Origin of the sequence: Algibacter amylolyticus, from assembly GCF_014202225.1 — a bacterium.
Classification (GTDB): Bacteria; Bacteroidota; Bacteroidia; order Flavobacteriales; family Flavobacteriaceae; genus Algibacter_B; species Algibacter_B amylolyticus.
This window is the reverse complement of the sequence record NZ_JACHGE010000005.1, coordinates 239874-262096: the sequence shown is the minus strand read 5'-3', so window position 1 is coordinate 262096 and position 22223 is coordinate 239874. Positions and strand designations below refer to the sequence as shown.

Sequence of the window (22223 nt, the reverse complement as noted above, 5' to 3'; positions counted from 1 at the left end):
TCCGTCACTCAATAATTTCAGATTTTGAGTGATTAATTCCGCGTTTTTCAATTCAGATTTTTTTGGATTTGAGTGAGTGCGTAATTAGAGGTAACGGTCTTGTATAAGAATAGTGCGGTTTTGTGTGCGAGGATTTTCCGAAGGAAAATCAGACGTAACAAAAATGCACTAACTCTTGATTAAGCACTAAACTACGCATTATTTTTATACGTTGTTAGCTAACGTTTTTTATTTAATTCATAAATTTCAATTCCGATATTATGTGTTTTAGGTTTGTTGTCAACAGCCATTTCTGTTGTTATAAAATTCAGCATATCCTTTCCGTTTTCATCAAAAAATTGGATAAACCTCCTTTCCGACATTATACCGACTAATTGGTCACTTTCATAATTCACAAGCTCAAATTCAACTTGGTTACTCGCTTTAGATTCGAACGTTTGATAATAGGAACTGTCTCTTGATTTTTGAAAAATCGATAGGCTCAAAGTCTTTTCTTTATTAACATTCTTTGGATTCGAGTCGAAGTCCGAGTAATATTTGAAAATTCCGTTGTAAGTATCTGTTTTTTCCGATTTCACAAGATTAAATTGAAAAAACCGACTTTTGGTAGAGTCAATAATTCCGTTTTTCAGATTTATAACTTGGTTTAAGATTGTATCATTTTCTTTGGAAATATAAACTTCAACCTTTTCACTAAAGTTATTCGGATACTCATATGTAATCCAAAATCGGTCATATTTTTCTTTGTCAACTGTCTTTTGTGATTCGACTTGTTTTAATTCCGCTTTCTTCTTTTTTTCAGAACAGGAAATTAGTCCAAAAACGAGAATTAATATTAAGATACGGAAGTTTGTCATCAAATGTTTGCTAACGGTTTTGTATAAAAATAGTTGCGTTTTTGCGAGCGAGGATTTTCCGAAGGAAAATCAGAAGTAGCAAAAGGGCAACGACCTTTAAATTTAGTTCTAAATATAGCAATTTTTTTTATGCGTTGTTAGCTACTTTTACGAGACATTCGAGTAAGTACGCTTTTTTTATTCCGCTAAATTGCTCAATTCCGAGTTAAGTCCGAAAAGTGATCTTGTTTTTTTAATTCCGTTGGAGTGACTATTCCGCAACTAGCTAAATTCCGCAAGAGTAAATTCAACAGACTAGTAAATTATTCCGCAATATTTAATTCCGATTTTGAGTGGTTTTTTCAGCGTAAAGCTTGGCAGAATTTTGGTTGGTAATTTTTCCGAGTAATTGTAGCTAACGGTTACGTATAAGAATAGTGCGTAGTTTGAGTGCGAGGATTTTCCGAAGGAAAATCAGATGCAAGCAAACAAGCACTAACTTTAGATTTAGGAATAAACTTACGCATTATTTTTATACAATGTTACCCAACGTTTTTATTTTTCAGAACTATTTTAGCCGCTTCAACAGCCTCTTTTTGATAGTTTTTGCTATTGTCCAAAATTTGAATTAATTGTTTTTCGTTTTTCGACTCATATTGTTCAACGAACTTTTCAATTCGAGTTTTTTCTCTTTTTTCTTTTAATTCAACCGCTTTTTTAGAATCCGATTTATTAATGTAAGTAAACATTCTAAATCGGTATTTTGTTTTCCCTAAAAAAGGAGTGTCGTGTATAAAGTCGTGAAGAATATTTGTTAAATAATATCTGTCTCCATTTTTAAATTTCAAATCCCAATATCCAAAGTCAGATACGAGCATTGGAATCCGTCCAGCTCTATCTATTGCATTTTTGTAATAAATTCCGAGATGATAGTTAGATTCAGCAACATCATTTATGGTGTACACTTTAGTTAATCCATTTTGAGTGATTTCAATTTGTTTTGAGTTAAAGTCCAAAGTAAAAGAAGTGTCTTTGTTTTCAAAGTAATAATTGAGATAGATTAATAAAGATGGAATGTTCATAATCAAGACTATTACACTAAAGATTATGATTATTTGTTGGTCAAGAACAAATTCGGTTCCGTTTCTCCATTTCCAATAAAAAGGCAATACGATAATTAAAAGTGCTATCATTTTGAGGTTGTCAAAAAGTAGTCCTTTCAGAAGTTTGTTGCTTATTTCGTAGTGTTTTCTCAAATGTTGGGTAACGTTTATGTATATGAAATGTTGCGTGTTTGTGTGCGAGGATTTTCCGAAGGAAAATCAGAAGCTAACAAACGAGCAACAAACTTTGGTTTAGGTAAAACTAGCAATTTTTTATATACTTTGTTGTGGCTAGTTTTTTATATTTCACTTAATCCAATTAGGCTTAAAAATCCGACAAATGTAAATACAGTATCCAAAATGTTCAATTTTCGGTCGTCTTTTGGTGAAAACCAAGCTGCAACCATAAATTCTTGTTTTGTGAAAACTAAACTTATTATTCTGAATAATGTCAAAATGATTACAAGTCCGATTAATGTTTTGTCATAATCTGCATAAGATCCAACCGCTGAATCAAAATCCGAATTTCTTTTTAAGCCATTTAATATATACCATTGTATAAGTCCAATTCCGAACCAAATTAATGTAATTAACTTTTCTCTAAATCTTTGATAATACATCCAAAAAAGAGATATTGGTCCGCCGAAAGTCAAAACTAAAAGTAATGTGTTAATAGTTTTTTGGGGGAAAATAGAGAACTTATAAAAAAAGCATATAAGTCCGCCGAACAGAATGTAAATTCCAATGTAAATTAAATCAATTATTTTCACTTTATTTCTGGTCATTCTCAAATTAGCCACAACGTTTATGTATAAGAATAGTTGCGGGTTTGTATGCGAGGATTTTCCGAAGGAAAATCAGACGTTACAAACGCGCAACGACCTTTGATTAAGCACTGAACCGCAATTATTTTTATACGGTGTTACCATACGTTATTCTATTCCGTAACTGTTTTGTTTCTGTTCTTGAAAATCAAAATACTTAATATTGTTCCGATTAAAAATCCAATAAATAAATATCGTCCGAAATTCAGATTATCAAAATCCATTTGAGTTTGAATTCCGTTTCCAATATCAAATTCAGATAGTTTTTGAAACCTACTGTTTAGTTGAAATATTCTGAATTGCCAAAGTAAAATTCCACTAACAAGTATTATTCCACAAGAAATTAAACCTTGTTTCATAAAATTCAGTTTTGTTATTTTTTTTATAATCAGATATAGAAGAGGAATAATTCCGATTGACAAAGCGAATATAATATGAGAATAAAATTGTCCGCTCATATTTCGGCTAACAATTTGAGTGTTTTCATTCTCTATTTGGGAAAAAGAAATGTCAAAAAAGTAATCTCGAATTAAAAATCCGATAACAGATAATATTAAAATCAGTCCTAAATATTTTAATGTGTTCGTCATTTCTTAAATGTATGGTAACTCGTTATATAATTACATCTATGTTTCATATCCCGGAAATAAAACATGATATAGTTAGTTTTTTATCGTTGTTATCCGGTAAATATAATTAAATTTTCTTACAAAAATAAAAAGAGCCTAGTCGTTTAAAACTAGGCTCGTTTTATTGGGAGTTATACCACCCGTAATTATAAATAACTAATTACAATTTAATAAACTTTTTAGCGGTACGACCTGTGTTACTATGAAAATCTAATATATAATATCCAGAAGCTAAATCGTTTACGCTAAACGAGTAGGTTTTACTGCTTTTATCCTTAATAGAGTCTCTTGTTAACTGCTTTATAAAGGCGCCTGAACTGCTATATAATTCAATAAGTATGTTGTCGCCAACATTATAATTTATGGTAAATTCCAACTGCTTATCCACAGGGTTTTTAGATAAGGTAATATCAAGATCTTTTCTGTAAATTTCTGAATTGTTAGTGTGTAGTGTTTGTGTGGTGTATTTGTAAACCGATGCTCCTGCAGCATAAGCCAAGGTGCTATTTATTACAAAAATACGGTTTAAGTTACCGCCAATGTTTAAGTCGGTCCAAGTGAGTCCGCCATCGTTGGTTTCATGAAAACCTGTTGTGTGGCCTCCCATCCAGCCTTTAGTTTCCGAAATAAACCCAACAGCTTCAATGCCGCTTTCTGGTGCATCGTGGCTTGTCCATGTAACACCACCATCTAATGATTTTATAAGTTTCCCAGGGTTTGCTTGCGAGGTGTAAATGGCTCCAAACATTACATTAGGGTTACCATCTAGAATTTGAAGTTTCCATACGTATTCGCCAGAAATAGTGGCTTGGTAAATGTTAGACCATGTAACGCCACCATCGGTTGTTTTTAACACGATAGCGCCTGTACTGTTTCTGCCGGCCGCAAAACCTTTTAATTCGTCTAAAAATTTAACTTCTACTAAGGCGTTTGCGTAGGCAGACATATCGGTATAAGTCCAGGTATCGCCACTATCGGTCGATTTTATAAGATGTGCCGGTTGAAAATAAGCACCACAACCATAAATTGTAGAGCTCCCCACAGCATTAATGCCGCAAATAGCATTTGGGTTAGGGCTTATATTAACCTCTGTCCAGTTATCGCCACCATCAACTGTTTTGTAAAAGGCACCGTTTAAAGTCCCTACAAAGCCAATGTTTTCGTTTAAAAATTCAACATTTCTAAAATAATAGTTATTGTCTGGTAACTCCGAATGGTTTAATTGTTCGGTCCAGTTTAAACCACCATCGGTAGTTTTAAAAATAGCACCATGTTGCCCATTTGCTGCCCAACCTAAATTGTCGTTTAAAAAAAACACATCGTCAAAACGGGTGCCATCAGTATTTGTAACAATATTAGGAGCCGCTTGCCATGTTTGTGCAAACGAACTTAAACTTATTAGCAGTAAAAGGTAAGTGAATTTCATAGGAGCTAAATTACAGTTGATTTTTTTAGAATTCTTACGTTCATTTCTTCAACCTTTTTATCAGATAGAGGAGAAGGAGCTCCAAAGAGTAAATCTTCACTAGTTCCTGTTTTTGGAAACGCCATTACTTCTCTAATAGATGCTTTTTTCTCTAAAATCATCATTAATCTATCTACACCCCAAGCAATGCCGCCGTGTGGTGGTGCACCATAATGGAACGCTTTATACATAGTGCCAACACTCTTCATCATTTCTTCTTTATTGTAGCCCATGTTTTTATATGTAGCCTCTAAAATTTCTGGTTTGTGCGCACGTACAGAACCACCACCAATTTCGTAACCATTTAAAATTAAATCGTATTGCTGGGCAATAATGCTTCCAATTTCCTCTTCCTTACCATTCATGTGTTTTTCAATATCATAAATAGCTGGCATAGAGAACGGGTTGTGTGTAAACGTCCAACGGCCTTCGTCTGTTTTTTCAAACATTGGGAAATCAATAACCCAAGCAGGTCTTAATTCCTTAGGGTTAATCAAACGTAACATTTTACCTAATTCTTGGCGTACAGCATCTAAAGCTTTGTTGGCTGTTGCATAATCTGCTGCCGAAAAGAATACAATATCACCAACTTGTGCATTGGTTGTTTTAATGATTGCTGCGGCAATATCTTCGCCTAAAAACTTAATAATTGGCGACTGTAAATCGTTTTCGTTTACAATAATGTATGCTAAACCACCAAGACCATGACTTTGTGCTAAAGTAGTTAGTTTTTCAATTTGCCCTTTCGATAAACGTTTGTTTCCTTGCTCTTCGGCCGAAACTTTAATGCATTTTACAATACCGCCATCTTCAATAGGTTTGCTAAACACTTGGAAGGTCGTATCTTTTACAAACGCCGTAATGTCTTGTAGTTTTAAACCGAAACGTAAATCTGGTCTATCGCAACCATAACTATCCATGGCTTCTTTATAGGTAATCACTTCAAACGGACGTAATATCCATTTTTTACCATATATTTTTTCAACAATAGCATTAAACATATTCGTGTTTAAATCGATAATTTGTTGCATGCTAGCGTAAGCCATTTCAATATCTAACTGTGTAAATTCTGGTTGGCGATCGCCTCGAGAATCTTCATCTCTAAAACAACGTGCTATCTGGAAATACTTTTCATAGCCACTTACCATCAACATTTGTTTAAACTGTTGTGGTGCCTGCGGAAGCGTGTAAAACGAACCAGCTTGCTTACGTGTTGGTACAATAAATTCGCGCGCACCTTCATCGGTTCCAGCACTTAAAATAGGCGTTTCAATTTCTAGGAACTCTTGGTCGTCCAAAATATCACGCATCATTTTAATCACCTTATGGCGATTTACAATAGCTCTACGAACATCGTCATTTCTATGATCTAGATATTTATATTGAAAACGAACCGTTTCGTTAGTTTTGGTTGCTCTTTTTATTTCAAATGGTAAGGTTTTAGAAAGGTTTAAAATTTCTAAATCTTTAGCTTCTAATTCAATTTTACCGGTTCTTAAAGCGGCGTTATAATCATCCTCCTTACGTTGCATGATGGTTCCAGAAACTGTAATAACCGATTCTGGTTTCAGTTTTACTAACTCATCTAAATTAGCAAAAGATTCTCTACTTAATCGAACTTGAAATACCTGTGTGCTTGAATCGCGTAAATCGATAAACATTAATTCGCCATGGTCGCGCACACTAGACACCCAACCAGAAAGCGTTACGTTTTTAGAAATACTATCGTCCGAAATATCAGAGATGACGTGTGTTCTATACGTGTCTTTTATTATAATTGGAATTTCTGGTAGAATTTCTTCTTCCTTTTTTGTTTTTGATTGGACTTCGACTGTGCTCAGCCTGACATTCGTGTTACTTCCGTCTTCGGTCTTCGTGCTTCTGTCCTCTCCAGCCAGAGCAGCAAGAATCCCCTCGCGAATTACTTTTCCTGAGGCACCTTTACCAATAATCGCAATGACTTTTCCAACAAGAATACCTGCTTTTCCTTGGTTTCCTGCTTTAATATCGTTTGCTACGGCTTCGTTTTCTGAAATTACTTTGGCTATAGCATCTTCAATTTTAGATTCTGAAATGGTATTCGCTTCAAAATATGTTTTGTAATCGAAACTAGGGTTTTCTAATAGCGATTTAATAGCGTTTTGTGCTAAAACAGAAGTAACTTTATCATCTTTAAACAGGCTGAATATGGCAATAAAATCTGAAACATTTTCTATTTTTGTATAGTCTTCTGCTTTTATATTATTCGTTAAGGTTTTTGCAACAAAAGATGGTTCTTTCAACACATTGTTTATCGCCACAAAGGTTTCAGAACGCAATGAATCGGCTGTAAAAAACTTAGCATCTTGTGGTAATACGCCACCTTTAATTAAAATAGATTCTACTGCAAAGGGTAAAGTGCTTAAATCGACATCAATAGATTCAACCACATCTTTTATGCTTACAAAAGGTAAATCGGGCTCCGAAATAAAACGGTAATCGGCCTCGAATTCCTTTTTACGCATGGTTTTGGTTTGCTTTAATTCGGCATCCCATAACACCGTGGTTTGGTCTGGTCTAAACTCTTTATGCTCTAAGAAATAGTTAAGTTGTTTTTCAACTTCTTCTTTTAACGCATCGACCATAAACTTAAACGAGTTTAAGTTTTTTATTTCGGTACGTGGGTTTAAATTATAATCGTGTTTTTTACGAAGCGATACAGAGACATCCGATTTAAATTCTCCTTTTTCAAGGTTAGCTTCAGAAATACCTAAGTTTTGAACAATACGCTGAATGTATTGCGCGTAGGTTGAAGCATCTTCGATATGACGCACACATGGCTCGGTTACAATTTCAATTAACGGTACACCGGCTTTATTAAAATCGACTAACGAGATTTTTTTCTCGTGCATCAATTTCGCAGCATCTTCCTCTATATGCACTTGCGTTAAGTTAACGGTAAATTGCGAACCATCATTACGGAAACAAGACACTTGTCCGTCTGGAATTACCGGATTATGAAACTGTGTAATTTGTATGTTTTTCGGGTTGTCTGGATACTCGTAATGCTTTCTATCCCAAGAAATAACCTCGTTACTAAAAGTCGATTTTACAGCCTTTCCAAAATAAATAGCCTTAGTAATAGCCTCTTTATTTATGGCAGGTAAAACACCCATTTGCCCTGTACAAACCGAACAAATATTTTGATTTGGTTGTTCTATTTCTTGATTAGCACAAGAACAAAATAATTTGGTTTTAGTGTTTAATCGAACGTGGGTTTCCAGACCGATAACTAACTCTAATTCGTGTTTTTTAAGTGCGTCGTTTAATTGCTCTAAATCCATTATATCGTATCTTTTAAGAAGTTAGCAAACTTCAAAACAAGTTCGTCGTTATTTTTTGCTGCCGTAATTTGCAGGCCTGTTGCAGTGCCTTGAGGTACCGTTAAGGTTGGTAATTGCCCCAAACTAAAACCAACGGTGTATGCATCGCTTAAATACATAGCGTGTGGGTCTTTTAAACTATCGCCAATTTTAGGCGGCGTGTTAGGTGTAACCGGAGAAATGATAATATCTACTGCCGAAAAATCTTTTTCGAAGTTTTCTGCAATAGCATCTCTTAAGGCTAAGCCTTTTAAATAAATAGCATCTGAAAATCCTTGAGATAATACTTGGTTACCACCAACAATTCTGCGTTTTGTTTCTTCCGAAAAATTCTCTGAACGGGTAATGGCATACGTGTCTTTTAAATTATCGCCTTCAATACGGTTACCGTAATTTGTACCATCTAATCTTGATAGGTTAGATGCGGTTTCGGCCATAGCCAAAGTATAGTAGGTTGATACCAAGGTTTCAGATTCAAAGAAATCTAAAGCTTTAACGGCAATGCCTTTAGCTTTTATTTTTTCGATGGTTGCTAAAAAATCTGCTTTAATAGTAGCATCAATAGAATCGTTTTCAATAAAATTCTTAAAGTACCCAACGGTTTTAATGGTGTTGGAATTTGCAATGCTATCTGGTGTAATTTCCGCGGAAGCGTAAGTGGTTTGATCTTTAGCATCTTTTCCACTCATTACGTTAAGTACAATACGAATATCCTCGATAGATTTAGCAATAGGACCAACACAGTCTGTAGACGATGCGTAGGCCATTAAACCGTAGCGAGAAATACGCCCGTAAGTTGGTTTTAAACCATACACATTATTGTAACCAGCAGGCTGACGTACAGAACCACCAGTATCGCCACCAATAGAAAATACCGTGTAATCTTTAGCTACGTTTACTGCAGAACCACCACTAGAACCACCACCAACTAAGTCTGGGTTAATAGCGTTTTTTACTGCGCCAAAAATGGTGTTTTCGCTAGAAGAACCATGACCAAAACTATCGCAGTTTTCTTTTACCAACGGAATGGCTCCGGCATCTAATAATTTTTGGATGGCCGTTGCTGTGTATGCCGATTTGTAATTTTTAAGTAAATCTGAACTTGCTGTTGTGTATGTGCCTTGCACCATGTACACATCTTTAATACCAAAAGGAATACCTTCTAGCAGGCCAATAGTTTCGCCGTTTGCAATTTTGGCATCTACTTTTGCGGCTAAATCCAGAGCTAAAGTATCTAGCAATGCATTTACCGTATTGTTTGTGTTTTGTTTTAAAAGATCTAATTTTTCTTGAACCAGAGCGGTACAAGTTATGTCTTTGTTCACCAATTGCTGATGAATACTGTGTATTTGAGAACTCATAATTATTCTTCTATAACTTTAGAAACTACTAAATAGCCGTTTTTTTCTTTTGGAAAGTTTTCGATGATGATTTGTTTTTCGGTAGCCGAACTATCTATAACCACATCGTCTCTTAAATCGTTTAAAGACACGGCGTTATTATGATTATTAGAGGTGTTTGTATTTGCTGTATTGGCATTTTTAATAACTTCAAATAGTTTGTTAACCGCTTCCGATGGTTGCGCTCCTTTAATACTCGACAATACGTCGACTGTCATAATTTTACTCATGTCTTTTAATTTTAAGTTGAGATACACTACAAACTGTATCTATAAAAAAAGCCTTCCAAAATAAGGAAGGCTTTATATATTTTTAAACAATAACCTTCCGGACCCTATAAATTAGGATTATTGAAATTATTATTATTGTTATTATTTGTCATTGTTATTTTAATGCGCCCAAATATATGCAGAATAAATAGACTATACACTATTTTAATGAATATCCTAAGCTTAATTATGAGATTATTAAGAAACTTAAAGTTACGTAAATAGTCTTGCAGTAATCTGCACTAATTTTTAGTTTTAGGTTAAAACGATCTTTTAGTTTTTAACAAACTTTTTATTAAAAACCTTCCCGGAATTGGTTTGAATATTCAGGAAATATAGACCAGTATTCAGGTTGCTTATATCAATATTGTTATGGTGCTCGCTTCGGGCAGACACGATTCGCCCTTGGTTATCGTAAATTAAAAAGGATTTAACAGTTTCGCTATTTGGTATGTTAACGCTTATTGCATTTTGTGCAGGATTTGGGTATAATTTTGTAATGGCAGCTAAATTAAAATCGTTGCTAGATAGCGTGTTATCTGTGGTGTTAAACTCGAAAGATTCGGAGGTCTGGTCTATATTTAAAGCAGCAGAAACAATATTGGTATAGCTATATCTAAAATCTAAGTTGTTTGTTGTATTGTTAAAGTAGTAATATACAGTTTGGGTTAGCGTACCTACGTTGTTTAAAATTGGAGGAACGCTAAAGCTTAAACTTTGATCTACGCGCATGCGTGTAACAGTCTCGCTGTATGTTGTTCCTACTGTTAATGTGCCGTAGGCTTCAATAGATGCAGAGAAGGTTCCTGTAAATGTTCCGTTAGTGCCTTGAAAAGAGAAAGTACCCGATACTGGTCCCGAGTTATTTGTACCAAAGCTCATTGGAAACATACCAATAAAAGCATTGTTTGTACTGTAATTTAATTCGATATCGCCTTGAGAAATACCTGTAATGGCAGATCCTGAACCGTTTTCTGCTAAAAAGAATTGATTAGGGTTTGACGTGTTAGCTTCATTAATGATACTAAGCACGTTGGTTGTACCTGGATAGGTTGATAATTCTGACGCTGTTGGTGCTGTATAGGTATCCACATAGGTGTTTCCTTGGGTAAAATTAGTTAGAGTCCAGTTAGCATTAGCACCAGTAGCTGTTTGGTCCATGCCTGTTGCAGGGCCCAAAAGGGTGAAATTCGTGTTTGGTGCACTGTGATATGTTGAAACCGATTGTCCAAAGCTTAAAACGGTGTAAAAGCAAGCTAAAATGAGTAGTTTTGTTTTCATAAAATTAAGAGTTAATAGTTAGCTGTATTAAATGTAGTACGAAAATACTAAAACATGTGCTTAAATGCTACGTATTTTAGGTTTAAATAAAGGTAATTTTAGCTTGTTATAGGCGGTTTTGCTTTTTTTGTAAAATTTACTTGGTTAAAAAGTACGAAAATCTGTTTTAAGACTGTTTTTAGTCGATTTAAGCGACTTTTAGATAATTAACAATTGTTGATAACTATTGTTTAGGTGCGCTAAAAAGCTTTTTAAAAGCCTAATAAATTCGTATATTTGTTTGTATTCAGAAGGATGCTATAAGGCGTCTTTTTTTATGCAGATATTTTATTGAAACAGAATTATTATTTTTTGTGTTTTACAGAAAAAAAATTTGTGGTGTTTTTAAAAATTAAATAATTATAGAAATAAATAATATGAGCGAAGAGAAAGAGGCTTTTAACGAGCATAATTATTCGGCTGATAGTATTCAGGCATTAGAGGGTATGGAGCACGTACGTATGCGTCCTTCCATGTATATTGGAGACGTAGGAGTTCGTGGTTTACACCATTTAGTTTACGAGGTAGTTGATAACTCGATTGATGAGGCTTTAGCTGGACATTGTAATAATATTACAGTAATTATTAATGAAGATAACTCGATTACTACCGAAGATGATGGTCGTGGTATTCCTGTAGATTTACACAAAAAAGAAGGCGTATCTGCACTTGAGGTTGTAATGACTAAAATTGGAGCCGGTGGTAAGTTTGATAAAGATTCTTATAAGGTTTCTGGTGGACTGCACGGTGTTGGTGTAAGTTGTGTGAATGCTTTATCGGTTAGTTTAAAAGCTACGGTTTACAGAAAAGGTGAAATTTGGGAGCAAGAATATGAGCGCGGTAAAGCCTTATATCCTGTTAAACAAATTGGTGAAACGGAAAAAAGAGGAACCACAGTTACTTTTAAGCCAGATCCTACCATTTTTACGCAAACTTTAGAGTATAGTTACGATACGCTTGCTAGTCGTTTACGTGAATTAGCGTTTTTAAATAAAGGGATTACGGTTCATTTAATTGATAAACGATCTAAAAAAGAAGATGGCGAGTTTGAGGGTGAAACATTTCATTCTGATGAAGGTTTAAAAGAGTTTATCAAGTATTTAGATGCAACTCGTGAGCCTTTAATGAAAGATGTTATTGCTTTTGAAGGTGAAAAGAATGGTGTGCCGGTTGAGGTTGCTATGATTTATAACACATCTTACGCTGAAAATTTACACTCTTACGTTAATAATATTAATACGCACGAAGGTGGAACGCATTTATCTGGTTTCCGTCGTGGTTTAACACATACTTTAAAAAAGTATGCTGATGAATCTGGCTTATTAAAAAACTTAAAGTTTGATATTGCAGGTGATGATTTCCGTGAGGGATTAACTGCTATTATATCGGTAAAAGTACAAGAGCCTCAATTTGAAGGGCAAACTAAAACCAAATTAGGAAATAGAGAAGTTTCGGCATCGGTAAGTCAAGCCGTTTCTGAAATGCTAACCGATTATTTGGAGGAACACCCAGATGATGCTAAAATTATTGTACAGAAAGTAATATTAGCAGCACAGGCTCGTCATGCAGCGCAAAAAGCGCGTGATATGGTACAGCGTAAAACGGTAATGAGTATTGGTGGTTTACCTGGGAAATTAAGTGACTGTTCTGAGCAGGATCCTACAAAATGTGAAGTATTTCTTGTTGAGGGAGATTCGGCGGGTGGAACTGCAAAACAAGGTCGTGATAGAGCATTTCAAGCTATTTTGCCATTACGTGGTAAGATTTTGAATGTTGAAAAAGCGATGACGCACAAGGTTTTTGAAAACGAAGAGATTAAAAATATCTTTACTGCCTTAGGTGTCACTATTGGTACAGAAGAGGATAGTAAAGCTTTAAATCTTTCTAAATTAAGATATCATAAAGTAGTGATAATGTGTGATGCCGATATTGATGGTAGTCACATTGCAACGTTAATCTTAACGTTCTTCTTTAGATATATGAAGGAATTAATTGAAAACGGACATATTTATATTGCAACACCGCCTTTATACTTAGTAAAACGTGGTGCTAAAAAACAATATGCTTGGTCTGATGCTGAACGCGATGAAATCGTTTCGGAATTTGGAGATGGATCTAAAATACAACGTTATAAAGGTCTTGGGGAAATGAATGCATCTCAACTTTGGGATACTACTATGAATCCTGAGTTTAGAACGATGCGTTTAGTACAAATTGATAACGGAACCGAAGCCGATAGAATTTTCTCTATGTTAATGGGTGACGAAGTGCCACCTCGTAGAGAGTTTATTGAAAAGAATGCTATTTATGCAAATATTGATGCATAAAACATCGATACATATATAATGAAAAATGCCGCTTAATTTAAGCGGCATTTTTATTGGTAGGTATTGGGGCAAATTTTGACTAATCCAAATACAATTTTATATTCCTAAACCTACGCGTACTCTTGGTGCACCCAAACTTACTCGGGTGTTTATTGTGCTTCTTCTTTGTGGTTGTCTGTTATAATAATACCCGTCGTATCCGTAATAGTAAAACGATGCGTGTGAGTAGTAATGTGCGTTATGATGACAATGGTTATCGCAATGCTCATAATGCTCTGCATAGGCATCTCTTTTACCTTTCATATAAGCCTTGTAGGCTTGTCTGTCTTTTTTCTTTAATTCTTTTTCGTAAGCTTTTTGTTCTTGCCAAAAGTCTTCGCTTTCTTCTTCATTTTCTGCTTTAAACTGCTGTTCGAATTTAGCGTCTTCTGCAGCGCGCTTTTGGTAGTATGATTTTTTATCTACAGTCGTTTTGTTTTCAGTTTCAACTTCTTGAGCCTGTATTGTAAATGAAAAACTGATAATTAAAATGAATACTAATGTTTTAAATATTTTCATGACGTATAATTTTAAAGTTATTAATTTGCTCTATTTGAGCTTTCATTAATAAGACACCTAACAAATAGTTTACCCTACGCTTTTTTTTAATAGATATTATATTAAATAAAAAAGAGCACTAGAAAGTGCTCTTTAGTGAGGATTAATCTAATTAATATTTTAGTTTTTAGAAATAAATACTGAAGATGCTGAAGCTAAACTGTTATTAAATGCAGGTGTAATGTTTCCGCCAGAACCTATGTTGTTAAAGGCTAAAATTCTACCACCACCATTACCGGCTTCGGCAATAAATACAGTTTGCGTATCGGCATCGTAAGCAACATCTACAGGGTTACCTAATAGCGTTGCAGCTCCAGATACTCTTGTTTGTTGTGATGCAGCTAAGGTTGCCCCGTTTGCAGTACTGTTAAATTTACTTGTAAAGTTTTCTATAATATGAAAAGCACCATCATCTTGTCCGTTGGTAGCAGCAGCAATATCCGTCATTACCATAACATCTGAAGCGCTATCGTAGGTTAAACCATGAGTTCTAACAATACCTTCTATAACAATTCTTTTAGAAGCACTTAAAGTAGCATCGCTTGTGTTAGATGCAAAATCTGTATAAACGGCAAGTTCGTTTGTTGCATCTACAACAGCATATAAATCATTGTCTTTAAAGGTGATACCCCAAAGTTTAAAATCGGTTGTAATGGTGTTTCTAAGAGTAAAAGAATTTCCACTACGCGTATAGATAAATAATTTACCATCTGGTGTATTTGCGTCGCCATCTACATCGGCATTATCTGCAACAACATATGTGTTTCCGTTAACGGCAAGTTCTCTAGGGCTAGACATATCGTTAGTTCCGTTAAGGTCTGCATTTACAGTAGCATTATTTAAAAGCGCAGAGATGTTTGTAAACCCTTCAAGACCTAAACCAGATCGAGATGCTTGAATTACAGCATCGGAGTTGCTATCAAAGTAAATACCATCGGCAGCCGTAGATGATGTAATTAATGTTTTTGTTGTAATATTTGCCGAATCGGTTACATCGTATATAGTAACGTTACCATCGGAATTGTTTGATGCGTAAATCGTGGTAGAGCTAGTTGGGCCCATATCCATGTTGTTATCATCGTCATCATTACTACAAGAGAATGCTAATACTGATGTTAGGGCTATTGTTGCTAAAAATTGTTTTGATTTTAATGGTTTCATAATAAATGTGTTTTTTTTGTTTTGTACCAATACCTACGAAATTGAAATTAGGTCGGTTTTGGTTTTTTTTAAATAATTTTATTGTTGAGTTTAAGTGTCAGATTATCAATCGGTTATTTTGTTAAAAAACAATTGAGATAAGCATTAGTTTGTTTAAAAGTTAAAACCTAAATAAAATTGAAGTACTCTATTTTGAGGCGAATTGTCTTCATATATTTCACCTAAGCCATGGGTATATCTAGCGCCTATGTTAAAACCAGAATCAGTTTTAAAACCAGCACCAACATTAACACCATAATCAAAACTATTAGGTTCAAACTCTTGGGTAGTATCAAAGAAGCCAAAGCTACTATCAAATTCTTCTTTATGAGAAATAGCATAGCCAACTTGAGGTCCAGCTTCTAAAAAGAAACTATTAATTGGATATATTTTAAGCATTAAGGGTAGGTTGATATAATCTAATTTTTGGGTGAATGTGCCACCGTCATCTTTTAGCTCGTAGCCTTGTTGCGAGTATAATAGCTCAATTTGTAAGGCTACAGCTTGATTTAAAAAGGATTCAGAATAAAACCCTCCCTGAAAACTATGGCGTTGTCCGGTTTCTGTTTCGCCATCAAAACTAACGGCTGCAAGGTTGTATCCTAGTTTTATACCTGTGTTAGAGGTGTGTTTGTCTTGTGCGTTTATGCTAAAAATAGCACATAGGGTTACTACTAAAGTTATAAATTTAGTTCTCATTATATTAAAATTTAAGTGTGAATAAAATGTTTTATTTACCGCCGTTGGCCTGTAAATCGGCAATACATTGCGCATCTAGTTGAGGTGCGGCACTCATATTTACCATGTTTGAAATGTTTGCGCCAGATTCTGCAGCCCAATACATTAAACAGCTTTCTTCATTGCAATGTTTTTCGTGTTCTTCGTCTTCATGATCTTCTTGCATGGTGCTTCCTAAATTGGTAAGTCCTAAAATATGCCCGAATTCATGATTAATAACTGTGGTTTCTAGCAAGGCTCTATTTGGTTCAAAAGTACTGTTGCTAAAACCATGAAGGGTTTCTTCAAAAATAACAAAAGACGTGTTCCAATAAGCTGTTCCTAATACAACACTAGAGCCAGAATCTTTATCGGATTTACCATCAATAAAAAGGGCCCAAACCGCAATTTTATCGACAGTGTTATATAGCGTGCGTTCTGCTTTTTCTATATCTGCAATGTCGTTAATAGTATAAGTGTCTTTACCAGGAGATGCGATTTCTCGTTTTTCAACGGTTATGCCATTTGGTTTAAATGTTCTGTTATTTAAAAATGAAATAAAATTATCAATAGTAGTTTGGTTCGGTTCAAAACCTTCAACATAAACTAATTCTATAACCATGCTTTTAAAAGCAGCGTCCGATAACAAATCGTTTGCCGAACTTCCAGTTGTTTGGCGGTTTAAATTTTTATCAATGTTAAAAATTTGATCTTCTTCAGTTGTGCTAGATTCGTCTTTAGAACATCCAAAAACGAGGGTTAAAACTACAATTACTATTAATGCTCTATATTTCATTTTATAATTTTTTTGTTAAAAACAGCTACCCTTTGGGAGAAGGTAGCTGCTTTACCATAACATACGCAACAAATACTTGTCTAGTTTTAGATTTTATTTAGTACTAGAGTTATTGCGGTATTTGTTGAGCTTTGTAGGCTAATTGTGTTGTTTGAATAGCTTGTTACTTCCCAAGTGTTATTTAATAATTCAAATGTTGCATTCCCAGAAAAAGTTAAGGATAAGAATACTTCAAGTTCTGAAGCAACTTCGTAAGTGCCTTCAATATCTTGGATAGTTGCGTTTACTGTATTTTCTGCAGTACAAGTTAAATTGTTTGCAAAATCTATGGTGTAATCGGCAAATTCGTTAGCAGAATCTACACCAGCAGAGACAAGAGATTCTACTTTAAACTTACTTTCTAATAAAATAGCCTCTAACTCAAGAGCATTTTCTTCGGCTTCAGCCATCGTTTCATCTGTACCTAAACATTCGGTAATACTAGCCTGTAAATCCATATCGCTAGTAATTTCAATAACAGTGTCGTTATTTAAAGTAGCTGTAATTGGATAGTTTACAGAAAACAATGTATTGTCATCAAAGTTGTTCATGTAGGTATATAATTGTTGTTCAGATTCTATAACAATACTTCCTGTTTGCTCCACGTTTAAATCGAAAGTTAAAATGGTTATAGGGAAATTAATGTCTATACAGTTAATGGCGTTTTTAAGCTCATTTTCGGCAGTTTCGCAAGCGTTTATAACGGCATCATACTCCGTTTGATTTGTTATTTCCACTTCGGTATAATTACTAAGTCTTACCGAGAAAGGGAATTGAAGTTCAATACTATCATCGTCATTAGTAAATTCTCCAAGAATATTTAAAACTAAGTTGTATTGAGATTCGTTAATGATTGTAATTTCGGTATTGTTGATTGTTGCAGTAACGGGTAGTAATATAGATGAACAAGATACGCCATCTAAAAAATCATCAAAACTACCATCGTACATAGAGGAGCGTTCTAAATTATTTGCAGTTGGCGATGCTGCGCTATTTGTGTTTTCTCGGTTTCCGTTTTCGCTATCAATTTCATCTTGACATGAGGTAAAGGATAAAATAGATACTATTAGGGTTGCAGTTAAAAATTTTAAATGTTTCATGATTTTAATTTTTTGGATATTTATAAATTTCTTTTTCATAGCGATTTTTTACGCTTTCTGTATATAAGACTCTTAACTTATAAATTACCCTACTGTTTTTTTTAAAATAATTTGAAATAAAATATAACTCACTATTTATTAATGTGTTATCTGTTAGTTTATTTTGTTATATTTTTGTTTCAAATAAATGATCTTAAATATATGAGCGGCCCCAAACCTAATTTATGTGAAGAGTCTAGCTTCAACTCTTTTTATTTAAAACATATTCAGTCTGTTAATAATTTTGCATTTTATAAATGTGGCGATTCTGCTGCTTCATTAGATTTAGTGCAAGATGCTTTTGCAAAAATATGGGAAAACTGTTCTAAAATAGATTTTACAAAAGCAAAAACATATTTATTTACTACAGTCAATAATTTATTTTTAAATACTATACGACATAACAAGGTGGTTATGAGTTACGCAAAAGAAGCACCTTATATGGATAGAACGGATTTAAGTCCGGAATATTTGTTAGAGGAAGATGAATTTAAAATGAAGTTACAAAGCGTAATTGCCGATTTAAGTAACGAGCAGCGAGAAGTTTTTTTATTGAATAGAATAGAAGATAAAAAATATAGAGAAATAGCCGAAATACTTGGAGTTTCTCAAAAAACCGTTGAAAAACGGATGTCTGGCGCTCTAAAAATACTGCGTAATAAGATTGAAGAAGTAAAATTTTGAACTTAAACGTTAGGGTAAACTAATATATAGGTGTCTTAATATTGAAAAGCATCACAAAAATGAATAAAGAACAAGACATATTAAGGTGGTTTAACGGAGAGCTGTCTGCCGAAGAGATTAAGAACTTGTATCCAGACGAAGATTTTTCGGTTTTAGAAAAAACAGGGTTTTATGCTAAACAATTAGAAGCACCAAAAGTAAATGCAGAACAAGCGTTGGCAGACTTTAAGAAAAGGACCTTTGTTAAGGAAGCGCCTAAGGTAATTTCTTTAAACTTTAAAACGTTTATGAAAATTGCTGCTGTTTTGGTGGTGCTATTAACATCGTCTTATTTTCTATTCTTTAATAATGTAAACTCCTTTGAAACGCAAATAGCCCAAACTGAAACTTTTAATTTACCTGATGACTCCGAGGTTATATTAAATGCACAGTCTAAATTATCGTATAACAAAAAAGAATGGGCATCTAACAGGTCTCTTGAGTTAAAAGGAGAAGCCTTTTTTAAGGTAACCAAGGGCGAGAAATTTACAGTGCAAACCAGCGCCGGATTTATACAAGTGCTAGGTACTCAGTTTAATGTAAAGCAACGCGATAAGTATTTTGAAGTTGCCTGTTATGAAGGTTCTGTAAGTGTTACAAGTAATCAAGGTGAAGTTATTTTAAAACCGGGTAAAACCTTTAGAGTAGTTGATGGTGAGGTTGTAGATATTAAAGATTTTAACGCCAAAAGCCCGTCGTGGTTAGCCAAAGAATCTAGTTTTGATAATGTACCACTTTGGCAAGTTATTGCTGAGTTGGAAGCGCAATACGATATTCAAATTAATACAGAAGGTGTTAATACATCGGAGTTGTTTTCAGGTAGTTTTACGCATTCCGATAAAAATATAGCGTTACAATCTGTAACTATTCCTTTAAAGTTAAGCTATAAAATAAACGGTAAAAAAGTGGAGTTTTATAACTATGAATCTAAATAAACCTTTAGTCGCTTTACTTTTAATGGTGTTTAGTTTTTCTTTTGCTATACAGGCTCAAGAAAAAATAGAACTATCCAATCTTATTGTAAATTTAGAGGGAAAGTTTGATGTTAAGTTTTCGTATTCGCTAAATGAAATTAGCTCGATTTTGGTTAATAAACCTCAAGAAACAGATGCTCTAGAAACTATTATTAAACATCTTAATAAAGAAACCATTCTTAATTTTAAGTTTTTAAACGAGCGTTACATAACGATTTCTACAATAGAAAAAAAAGTAACTGTTTGTGGGGTTTTAATTTCTGAAACTGATAAAGAACCACTTTTTGGGGCTTCAGTTTTAATACAAAATACCACTAAAGGTGTTATAGCAAATGATGATGGCGCATTTCGGCTTGAAAATGTAGGCATAAATGAGCAATTAATAATCTCCTTTTTGGGTTTTAAAGCACAAGTGTTAGCTGTAAAAGAGTTGCTTTTTTTAAATGAAGACTGTAAAACTATAGCTATGGTTGAGCAGAATGAAGCTTTAAATCAAATATTAATTGAAAAGTATTTAACTACTGGTTTGCAAAAGTATATTGATGGAAGCACGGTTTTAAATACTGAGAAATTCGGAATTCTTCCAGGGCTAATAGAACCGGATATTCTACAATCCATTCAAGCTTTACCCGGTGTTGAAAGTGTAGACGAAAGTATTGCTAATATTAATGTTCGTGGCGGTACTAACGACCAAAATTTAATACTTTGGGATCATATTAAAATGTATCATTCGGGGCATTTTTTCGGACTCATTTCTGCCTATAATCCTTATTTAACCGATAAGGTTGTGGTTACAAAAAACGGAACATCTAGCGAGTTTAGCGATGGGGTTTCAAGCACCATAACTATGTCTACTAAAAATAAAATAGACGATAAGGTTTCGGGCGGATTTGGAGCAAATTTAATTCATGCCGATGCGTTTCTTAAAATACCATTGAGTAAAAAATTAGCACTTCATATTTCTGGCAGGCGTTCGTTTACAGATATGTTAAATACACCTACGTATGATAATTATTTTGAGCGAAGTTTTCAAGATAGCGAACTCACAACCAATAGCGATAATATAACCGAGAGTAATCGGTCGTCAGATTTTGTGTTTTACGATTATACAGCAAAACTGCTTTTCGATTTAAATGAAAATCATAAAGTTAGAGCTAACGTAATTGGCATATATAATAATTTAGATTATACAGAAAGTTTCACCAATAGTGAGAATCAGTCTGAAGCTAAAACAAGTAATTTAAAACAAGAAAATTTAGGTTTTGGGGCGAGTTGGAACGGTAAATGGACTTCGCGATTTTCAACAGATTTTACAGCTTTCTATTCTAAATATAATGTGGATGCGGTGGATTACAGAATAGAAACAGATCAAAAATTAACCCAAGCAAACGAGGTTTTAGAAACAGGTATAAAACTAAAAACTAATTTTAAAATTAATGACGCTTTTAATGTATTAAATGGTTATCAATTTAGTGAAATAGGTATTTTAAATAGTACAGAGGTAAGTGCGCCTGCCTACAATAAAACTAAAAAAGATGTTCTACTAAATCATGCGATTTTTGGCGAAATAGAATATAATAAAGACAATACGTATTTAAGAATAGGAGTAAGGGGTAATTATTTTCAAAAGTTTAATAAGCTTCTTATTGAGCCGCGTTTAAATGTGAGGCAAAAGTTATCAAACCAATTTGCTTTAAAACTGCAAGGTGAGTTTAAAAACCAATCGGCTACTCAAATAATTGATTTTCAAGATGATTTTTTAGGGGTGGAAAACCGAAGATGGATTTTGGCTAATAATGAATCTATCCCTATTTCAGAAAGTAAACAAGCCGCTTTTGGTTTTGAGTATAGTCATAATAATTTGATTGTAGATGTTGAAGGTTTTTACAAAACGGTCGATGGTATTACGGTTTCTAATCAAGGGTTTTACAATAATTTTCAATATTTAAATGCTACAGGAAGCTATGATGCGAAAGGTGTTGAGTTTCTAATTAATAAAACAGCAGCAAAATATAGTACTTGGTTAAGTTATACCTACAGCATAAATGATTATGAATTTAAAACGCTTACACCATCTATATTTCCTAATAATGTAGATATACGGCATTCTGTTTCGTTAGCATTAAATTATGATGTAATTAAAAATTTAAAAGTATCTGCAGGAGGTATTTGGCGTTCTGGACAACCCTTTACAAAACCAGTAGAGGCTAATGAAACCGTTCAGGACGGTAATAATATTTATGTGAATTATGATACCCCTAATGGTGAAAATCAAGATGATTTTATCCGTTTAGATGCTTCGCTTAGTTATTCTTTTAACGCTATAAAAACTGTAAAATCTTCAGTAAGAATAGGCGTTATTAATTTATTAAATAGAAAGAATATTATAAATACCTACTATGAGGTAGATCCAAACAATGCTGATGCAGCGATTAAAATTGAAAATAAATCGCTAGGGCTTACCCCAAATATTAGCTTTAGATGTAATTTTTAGAATAAAAAA

At 33.9% G+C, this 22223-nt stretch carries 18 protein-coding genes; 4 read left to right on the top strand and 14 right to left on the bottom strand.

Annotated features, from left to right (window positions below):
• Window positions 1–218 precede the first annotated feature (218 nt).
• The 9 genes from HNQ90_RS11915 to HNQ90_RS11875 all read right to left on the bottom strand — a co-directional run bounded on the left by HNQ90_RS11915 (window position 219) and on the right by HNQ90_RS11875 (window position 11169).
• Entirely contained in the window at window positions 219–857 is a 639-nt protein-coding gene (locus HNQ90_RS11915) for a hypothetical protein (RefSeq protein ID WP_144116098.1), read from the bottom strand.
• Window positions 858–1378: 521 nt separating this feature from the next.
• Window positions 1379–2029, bottom strand: coding sequence for a PH domain-containing protein (locus tag HNQ90_RS11910; RefSeq protein WP_144116099.1), 651 nt, complete (start codon window positions 2027–2029; stop codon window positions 1379–1381).
• Between the two features lie 209 nt (window positions 2030–2238).
• Entirely contained in the window at window positions 2239–2724 is a 486-nt protein-coding gene (locus HNQ90_RS11905) for a hypothetical protein (protein WP_183822347.1), read from the bottom strand.
• Window positions 2725–2876: 152 nt separating this feature from the next.
• The gene (locus HNQ90_RS11900) at window positions 2877–3353 is read right to left on the bottom strand and encodes a hypothetical protein (RefSeq protein ID WP_144116101.1); all 477 of its coding nucleotides are present in this window, start codon (window positions 3351–3353) and stop codon (window positions 2877–2879) included.
• A gap of 199 nt (window positions 3354–3552) precedes the next feature.
• The gene (locus HNQ90_RS11895) at window positions 3553–4818 is read right to left on the bottom strand and encodes a YCF48-related protein (protein WP_144116102.1); all 1266 of its coding nucleotides are present in this window, start codon (window positions 4816–4818) and stop codon (window positions 3553–3555) included.
• A gap of 5 nt (window positions 4819–4823) precedes the next feature.
• Complete coding sequence (gene gatB/aspS / locus HNQ90_RS11890) at window positions 4824–8180, bottom strand: bifunctional amidotransferase subunit GatB/aspartate--tRNA ligase AspS (protein WP_144116103.1); 3357 nt, start codon at window positions 8178–8180, stop codon at window positions 4824–4826.
• Window positions 8180–9580, bottom strand: a complete 1401-nt coding sequence (locus HNQ90_RS11885) for an amidase family protein (protein ID WP_144116104.1) — start codon at window positions 9578–9580, stop codon at window positions 8180–8182. Before HNQ90_RS11885 ends, gatB/aspS begins: the two co-directional genes overlap by 1 nt.
• A gap of 2 nt (window positions 9581–9582) precedes the next feature.
• Window positions 9583–9849, bottom strand: coding sequence for an Asp-tRNA(Asn)/Glu-tRNA(Gln) amidotransferase subunit GatC (locus HNQ90_RS11880; RefSeq protein ID WP_172625846.1), 267 nt, complete (start codon window positions 9847–9849; stop codon window positions 9583–9585).
• 312 nt (window positions 9850–10161) lie between these two features.
• Window positions 10162–11169: a T9SS type A sorting domain-containing protein gene (locus HNQ90_RS11875; protein WP_144116105.1), complete on the bottom strand. Its 1008-nt coding sequence runs from the start codon at window positions 11167–11169 to the stop codon at window positions 10162–10164.
• 416 nt (window positions 11170–11585) lie between these two features.
• Between HNQ90_RS11875 and gyrB the strand changes: the two genes are divergently transcribed.
• A complete protein-coding gene (gene gyrB / locus HNQ90_RS11870) occupies window positions 11586–13535 on the top strand; it encodes a DNA topoisomerase (ATP-hydrolyzing) subunit B (RefSeq protein ID WP_144116106.1) in 1950 nt (649 codons plus the stop codon).
• Between the two features lie 96 nt (window positions 13536–13631).
• Here gyrB and HNQ90_RS11865 read toward each other — a convergent pair whose 3' ends face one another.
• From HNQ90_RS11865 to HNQ90_RS11845, 5 genes are all read right to left on the bottom strand, one after another.
• Window positions 13632–14093 (bottom strand): hypothetical protein, encoded by a 462-nt coding sequence (locus HNQ90_RS11865; RefSeq protein ID WP_144116107.1) that lies wholly within the window; start codon window positions 14091–14093, stop codon window positions 13632–13634.
• 159 nt (window positions 14094–14252) lie between these two features.
• Window positions 14253–15293: a hypothetical protein gene (locus HNQ90_RS11860; protein WP_144116108.1), complete on the bottom strand. Its 1041-nt coding sequence runs from the start codon at window positions 15291–15293 to the stop codon at window positions 14253–14255.
• A 153-nt stretch (window positions 15294–15446) separates the two neighbouring features.
• The gene (locus HNQ90_RS11855) at window positions 15447–16031 is read right to left on the bottom strand and encodes a porin family protein (RefSeq protein WP_144116109.1); all 585 of its coding nucleotides are present in this window, start codon (window positions 16029–16031) and stop codon (window positions 15447–15449) included.
• A gap of 31 nt (window positions 16032–16062) precedes the next feature.
• Window positions 16063–16845, bottom strand: coding sequence for a membrane metalloprotease (locus tag HNQ90_RS11850; protein ID WP_144116110.1), 783 nt, complete (start codon window positions 16843–16845; stop codon window positions 16063–16065).
• Window positions 16846–16931: 86 nt separating this feature from the next.
• A complete protein-coding gene (locus HNQ90_RS11845; RefSeq protein ID WP_144116111.1) occupies window positions 16932–17984 on the bottom strand; it encodes a hypothetical protein in 1053 nt (350 codons plus the stop codon).
• 201 nt (window positions 17985–18185) lie between these two features.
• Between HNQ90_RS11845 and HNQ90_RS11840 the strand changes: the two genes are divergently transcribed.
• Genes HNQ90_RS11840 through HNQ90_RS11830 form a run of 3 tightly spaced genes read left to right on the top strand, consistent with a single transcriptional unit; the run spans window position 18186 to window position 22214 of the window.
• Window positions 18186–18707, top strand: a complete 522-nt coding sequence (locus tag HNQ90_RS11840; RefSeq protein WP_144116112.1) for an RNA polymerase sigma factor — start codon at window positions 18186–18188, stop codon at window positions 18705–18707.
• Between the two features lie 59 nt (window positions 18708–18766).
• A complete protein-coding gene (locus HNQ90_RS11835) occupies window positions 18767–19681 on the top strand; it encodes a FecR family protein (RefSeq protein WP_144116113.1) in 915 nt (304 codons plus the stop codon).
• Window positions 19668–22214 carry a TonB-dependent receptor plug domain-containing protein gene (locus HNQ90_RS11830; RefSeq protein WP_144116114.1) on the top strand — a complete coding sequence of 849 codons (2547 nt, stop codon included), beginning with the start codon at window positions 19668–19670 and terminating at the stop codon, window positions 22212–22214. Before HNQ90_RS11835 ends, HNQ90_RS11830 begins: the two co-directional genes overlap by 14 nt.
• Window positions 22215–22223: the final 9 nt, after the last annotated feature.